Raw genomic sequence first — 6,528 nt, forward strand, 5'->3', positions numbered from 1 at the left:
CAAAAGAACAAGGAGTGTGAGAGGATGAATGAAACAGCAGCTATTGAAGCCTTGCTTTTTGTTGCAGGAGATGAAGGATTATCTTTAGCAGAGATTGCTTCGATTCTATCTTGTTCGACACAAGAAGCCTATCAACTCTTAATGCAACTGCAAAAAGAATGTGATACCTCGATGACACGAGGCTTAATGTTGTTGGAAGTTGGGGAGCAATACCAGCTGGCAACCAAAAAAGAATACGCTGATGTGATCAAGTCCTATGCAGTTTCGCCATTGTCAACTAATTTATCGCAAGCTGCATTAGAAACATTAGCAATCATTGCGTATAAACAACCATTAACTCGAATGGAAATTGATGAAATACGGGGAGTACAAACAAGCGGGGCGATCCAAAAGCTGGTGATCAGAGATTTGATTGAAGAAAAAGGCAGAGTTGATGGGCCAGGCCGGGCGATATTATATGGAACCTCCCGTTATTTCTTAGACTACTTCGGATTAAAGGAATTAGCTGATTTGCCAAAACTAACAGAAATAGAAGAACATTCTGCTGAAACTGAATCAGATTTATTTTTCGAACGATTTAGTCAACAATTTTCAGAAACAGACAATGAATAAAAAATTGATCGTTAAGGAGTAGCTGGTAAATATGGAAAGATTGCAAAAAGTAATGGCTCATGCTGGAGTAGCTTCTAGGCGAAAGTCGGAAGAACTAATTCTTAAAGGGCATGTTAAAGTAAATGGTAAAGTAGTTACAGAATTAGGAACACAAGTAGGAAGTTCAGACAAAGTGGAAGTCGACGGTATTCCAATTGACCGGGAAGAACCGGTTTACTTCTTACTGAATAAACCGAGAAACATGATTTCAGCGGTTTCTGATGATAAAGATCGGCAGGTTGTCACGGGTTTGTTTCCTCAAGTGGAACAACGTATTTATCCAGTTGGTCGTTTGGATTACGACACGACTGGAGCATTGATCTTAACGAATGATGGAGAGCTTTCGCAAATGCTGATGCATCCAAAATTTCATATTGATAAAACGTATGTTGCAAAAGTTGAGGGATTGATCAATAACCGGTCATTAAGCAAACTAGAAAAAGGTATTGTGATCGAAGGGAGAAAGACAGCGCCGGCTAAAGTTAAACTACTTTCTGCTGATAAAATCAAAAATGTTTCAATGGTAGAATTAACGATTCATGAGGGACGGAACCAACAAGTAAAAAATATGTTTAAAGCTGTCGGACACCCTGTTCAAAAATTAAAAAGAGAAACTTACGGAACCTTGAATTTATCTGGATTACGACCTGGAGAATGGCGTGAGCTGAAATCATTTGAAATTAATCAATTACGCAATTTAGTGAAGCAAAATAAAAAAGAAATAAACTAATTGAAAAGCTGCTCCAGACTAGCGATAGCACTATTCATGTTCTTAGTCTGGGGCTAAAACTACATATAAAAAGACTTATAACTATATGCAAAAATGGAAGTTGTGTATAATTAAGATTGAACAGAATGATAAGGGATTTAATGTTGGAGGTGCAGAAACAGTGGAAAACGAAACACTGAACTTAATGATTGTAGACGATGAAGAAAGGATTCGCCGCTTATTAAAAATGTATTTAGAGCGCGAAAACTATGTGATCACTGAAGCAGACAATGGAGAAGCAGCATTGGAATTAGCATTGGAAAATGACTATGATTTAATCCTTTTGGATCTTATGATGCCTAAAATGGATGGCATTGAATTTGCGGAAAAATTACGCGAACACAAAGAAACGCCCATTATGATGTTGACTGCTAAAGGGGAAGAAATTAATCGAATCCAAGGATTCGAAGTAGGTGCAGATGATTATATCGTAAAACCGTTTAGCCCGCGAGAAGTCGTTTTGCGCGTCTCTGCTGTTTTAAAAAGAACACATGTGGAGAAAGAGAAAGAAAAAGAAAATCCTAATTTAATTGTTACACCTAATATTGAAATTGATAATCAATCCCATCGTGTTTTAGCAGAGGGCAAGCCGGTTAACTTAACACCGAAAGAATACGATCTTTTGTTGTATCTTATTCAATCACCCGATCAGATATTTGGACGTGAACAGCTTTTGCGCGAAGTATGGAAATACGAATTTTTTGGTGATTTAAGAACAGTTGATACCCACATTAAGCGCTTACGTGAAAAACTATCTAAACAATCTGAAGAAGCTGCAAAAATGATTGTGACTGTCTGGGGATTAGGTTATAAATTTAATTCTTATTCGGAAGAAAAAAAGTAGGCTAATATATGAGTAAATTAAACAGCATTACGATTCGAACGTGGGGCATCACCATGTTTATCATTGGTTTTTGTTTTATTACGACTAATGAGATATATGGACGAATTTACCAAAATAACATAGAAAAAAACTACCTAATAGACTATGAACAGTCTATTGAATCAATAGAGGGGTATCTAGAAAAAGAACCATATTTTTTAATGGAAAATTTAGATAAACTTAAAGCGCATGATACTCACTTATTTATGGAGATTTATCTAGATGGCCAACTCGTAACGGATTCCTATACAGGTACCAATCAACCCGTTCCCACTAGCAAAAAGAAGTTGTTAGCTAACGAAGATGTAACACAGGCGGTAAATATGGGAAGAGACACTCAGATTATTAGTAAAGCTGAAATTGGGTCGGGTCAAAATACCCTTTTTATGTTTCGAATAAAGAATTTTACGTTAGATGGAAAAAAGGGTGCGTTGTATTCTTTTGTTGATTTAGCTTCTTTAAACGAAACTGAGAAAAAAATGAACCAGTGGACCTTAATTAATTTTATTTTTTACGGAATATTATCTGTTTTGTTTTTCTACTATTTACAAAACCGTTTAGGCAAACCGTTAAATACGTTAAGAGATATAGCATTTGAATACGCTAAAAATGACTTTTCACAAGAAGCTCCTATAAACTTCAAGGATGAGCTCTCACAATTGGCTTTAGCCATGAATAAAATGCGCAAATCATTAGAAACAACTGGGACTGCAACGCGCCAAGAAAAAGAATTATTAGAAAATATTGTTTCTTCTATTTCTACCGGAATTCTTTATTACAATCAAGATAAGACTCTATTGATGTCCAATCCATTAGGCGAAAACTTTTTGCGTAATTGGAACAATGGTGAGGGGACTGAGGAACAGTCTTTACCCGATTTTTTAGAAGACAAAATTGATGAGGTCATTAACAAATCAGAAAAGGTTTATCATGATACGATGATCAATGATTTTTATTTTCAAATCTCATTGGTTCCTTTATTTGATGAAGACTTAGAAAATGTTCGTGGTGTTTTAGTATCCTTGCAAGATTTAACAAAAGAACGTCGTTTAGATAAAATGCGGGTCGACTTTATTAATAATGTCTCTCATGAATTACGGACACCTTTAGTGATGATCCAAGGGTATAGTGAAGCCATTCTAGATGATGTAGCGGAAACAGATGAAGAAAAACATGAAATGGCTAGTATTATCGGAGATGAATCTAAACGAATGAACCGTTTAGTTAATGAGATGCTCGATTTATCTAGAATGGAAGCAGGATACATTGATTTAGTTCCTGTTGAAGTAGATTTAGAAGCCTTTTTCATGAAAATTTTATCTCGTTTCAATAGAATGGCAGAAAAAAATCAAGTTCATTTGAGTCTGGAAATTGAACCATCTGTAAAAAAATATTATATGGATGAAGATAAAATGAACCAAGTATTTGTTAATTTAATCAATAACGCCATCCGCCACGCATCTTTGTCCGAACGAAATGATGCTCATGTGAAACTATGGGTGCATGTGGATAAAATTACGGATGAGGTGCAAATGGAAGTAATCGATAATGGTCCGGGTATTGCAGAAGCAGATATACCTTATATCTTTGACCGCTTTTACAAAGCAGATAAGTCAAGAACCGTTAGCAAAAGCAGCCAGACAGGTACTGGAATTGGGCTGTCTATTGTCAAGAATATCGTTGAAGAACATGGCGGATATATTGAAGTTATCAGCGTGCCTAACAAAGTCACCAGTTTTAGGATCCATTTTCCTTATATGGAAGAACTTGATGAAGCTGACTAAAAGAAAGTAAGTCTTGCAAATTGAAACAAAACATTGTATACTTTAATAGTACAGAAAAGTACTAAAAAAATAATAGATTCGTCTTCAGGGGCAGGGTGTAATTCCCGACCGGTGGTATAGTCCACGAGCTAGATAGCATTATCTGGTTGAACTGGTTTAATTCCAGTACCGACAGTAAAGTCTGGATAAAGAAGATGGGGCTTATTTGAATTCGAACGTGTTCATATGCTCTGTTTAATTTTCTGAAGAGAAATTAGACGAGCATATTTTTTTGGATCAAATTCTTAAGTAAGCCCAAGAATGCTCATGCTGATGAATCCTTTCAGGAGGATTTACTATGCAAAATAGTCGTACAAAAAAGTTAGTCGGGGTTTCAATGCTTGCTGCTGTAGCCTTTGTTTTAATGTTTTTTGCTTTTCCAATTATTCCAGGTGTTTCTTTTTTGAAAATCGATTTTAGCGATATACCTGTTTTACTTGGAATGTTTATTTACGGACCAAGTGCCGGAATAGGAGTAGCTTTAATACGAACCATTCTTCATTATATTCAAACTGGTGGAGATGCAGGATATCCGATTGGCGATACTGCAAGTTTAATAGCTTCCATTGCCTATTGCTTACCGATCTATTACGTGATGCGCAATAAAACGGAAACAACTAAAAATATTGTTTTGGCAAATGTACTAGGAACAGTTTCATTGACAACCATTTTGTCATTTTTAAACGCCTATGTATTGATCCCGCTTTATTTTGCGGTGTTAAACTTTAACGTTGGGCCAGTACAACAATACGTTTTTTATGGTGTGGTTCCATTCAATATATGTAAAGGAATTATTGTCAGCACTGTATTTGTAGCTCTCTTTGCTAAAATGAAACCTTGGATCTTTAAAAATCAATTATCTGAAGCAAGTTGTATGAAATAACTTCATTTGTTTTACTAAAAATGATTTCGCGAAAAAATTGCGGAATCATTTTTTGATGTTATAAAGAATTATAAAGTATTTAGAACCGTTTTTTGGTATATTATGTTTACCAGACGAGTTTTTCGGGATGGTATAACTAGGTAGAAAACAACTGGTTTAAAAGAGCCAGTAGAAGGAGGCTAGAAAATTTGCATAAATTAACCTATCTTGAAAGTTTCTGTTTATCCTTATTTTCTAGAACGATTTCAAAAAAAGGCGCTACGCTTTACCATATCGTTACAGGGAAGAGAACCGCTTCTATTCTTTATAATGCTCAGCACTATAAATTGGGTTCTTATTTTTCTTTGTTTCCAAAATTTAAGAGAGAACAATTCAACTACATAATAGAGAAATTAGATCGCTTAGAACTGATCGAAAAAGCTGAAGTTAAAGAAGAATATGTTTTAACAGAAGAAGGCAGGTTGTATTGCCAACAGTACTTTTCGGATCATACGTATCCTGTTCATCTAAACCTATTGGTAAATGGTACAGCTCTTAAACAGTTTTGGCGAATTATTCTGCTGATCACGCAAGTGCTGTCTGAATCACGCTACCACAACAGTCATTATTTGCCGATTGAAAAAGAATGGGAAAAACAAATGTGGTTAAAAAAATGGCTGAAACAGCAATCAAAAAACAAACAAGAGCTGGCTGAACAATTTGGTGAAGAATGGATCTTGCTATTAAAGCGGCTACCATCATTAAATGCTGAATTAATTGTGGATTGTCTGTCAGGCCATCATAAAATCGGCAAGACACGTCAACAATTAGCTGATTCTTATCAGTTGGATCCTTTTGAAATCGAATTGCTTTTACTAGATTCTCTATCTTGGATTTGGAAAGTAATAGAAGAACAGCAGCAAGAGGTTCCTTTATTTCATTCCATTTATCAAGCAATCAATAAAGAATACCGCGGGATCACGCAAAGCGCAATCGTTACCGAAAGCTATCTATTAGAGGGACATTCTCTCGAGGAAACAGCCAAATTGCGCCAGTTAAAATTTAGTACAGTATCGGAACATACCATTGAATTGTATATTGTGGAACCGGCATTCGACTTATCCTTGGTTCTGTCTGAAAAAGATTTTAATACAGTAAAACAACTTTTAGAAGAGCAGCCAACAATTGCGTATCATGAAGTTGTAGAGAAAAAACCTGAGATTCTTTTTCTGTGGTATCGGTTAGCTCAGATAGAAAGGAACCACCGCAATGAATAAACACACACAAATCAAAGAAATTTTGTATCAGCGTTTTGGCTATACCTCCTTTCGTGAAGGACAAGAAGAAGCCATCTTAGCTGCATTATCAGGCGACAATACCTTAGTGATGCTGCCTACTGGTACCGGGAAATCAATTTGTTACCAACTTACCGGCTATTGTTTGGATGGAATTGTTTTGATTGTCTCTCCACTATTGTCTTTAATGCAAGATCAAGTAGAACAAATGAAAATGATGGGAGAAAAAAGAGTAGCGGCTATCA

At 35.8% G+C, this 6,528-nt stretch carries 7 protein-coding genes and 1 riboswitch; all 7 genes read left to right on the plus strand.

Going from position 1 to position 6,528, the window contains the following annotated elements; genetic code table 11:
* Nucleotides 1–24: 24 nt before the first annotated feature.
* Nucleotides 25–612 (plus strand): SMC-Scp complex subunit ScpB, encoded by a 588-nt coding sequence (gene scpB, locus RT405_RS01535; RefSeq protein WP_313466979.1) that lies wholly within the window; start codon nucleotides 25–27, stop codon nucleotides 610–612.
* A gap of 31 nt (nucleotides 613–643) precedes the next feature.
* The gene (locus tag RT405_RS01540) at nucleotides 644–1,381 is read left to right on the plus strand and encodes a pseudouridine synthase (protein WP_313466980.1); all 738 of its coding nucleotides are present in this window, start codon (nucleotides 644–646) and stop codon (nucleotides 1,379–1,381) included.
* 160 nt (nucleotides 1,382–1,541) lie between these two features.
* Entirely contained in the window at nucleotides 1,542–2,264 is a 723-nt protein-coding gene (locus RT405_RS01545) for a response regulator transcription factor (protein WP_313466982.1), read from the plus strand.
* 8 nt (nucleotides 2,265–2,272) lie between these two features.
* Complete coding sequence (locus RT405_RS01550) at nucleotides 2,273–4,087, plus strand: ATP-binding protein (protein WP_313466984.1); 1,815 nt, start codon at nucleotides 2,273–2,275, stop codon at nucleotides 4,085–4,087.
* A 76-nt stretch (nucleotides 4,088–4,163) separates the two neighbouring features.
* Nucleotides 4,164–4,287: riboswitch (FMN riboswitch) on the plus strand.
* Nucleotides 4,288–4,424: 137 nt separating this feature from the next.
* Complete coding sequence (locus RT405_RS01555; protein ID WP_313466986.1) at nucleotides 4,425–5,009, plus strand: ECF transporter S component; 585 nt, start codon at nucleotides 4,425–4,427, stop codon at nucleotides 5,007–5,009.
* Nucleotides 5,010–5,197: 188 nt separating this feature from the next.
* A complete protein-coding gene (locus tag RT405_RS01560; protein WP_313466988.1) occupies nucleotides 5,198–6,265 on the plus strand; it encodes a helix-turn-helix domain-containing protein in 1,068 nt (355 codons plus the stop codon).
* Nucleotides 6,258–6,528: DEAD/DEAH box helicase (locus tag RT405_RS01565; protein ID WP_313466990.1), on the plus strand; the 271-nt coding region annotated here is incomplete at its 3' end. The genes RT405_RS01560 and RT405_RS01565, both read left to right, overlap by 8 nt.

Origin of the sequence: Carnobacterium sp. (assembly GCF_032094055.1) — a bacterium.
Classification (GTDB): Bacteria; Bacillota; Bacilli; order Lactobacillales; family Carnobacteriaceae; genus Carnobacterium_A.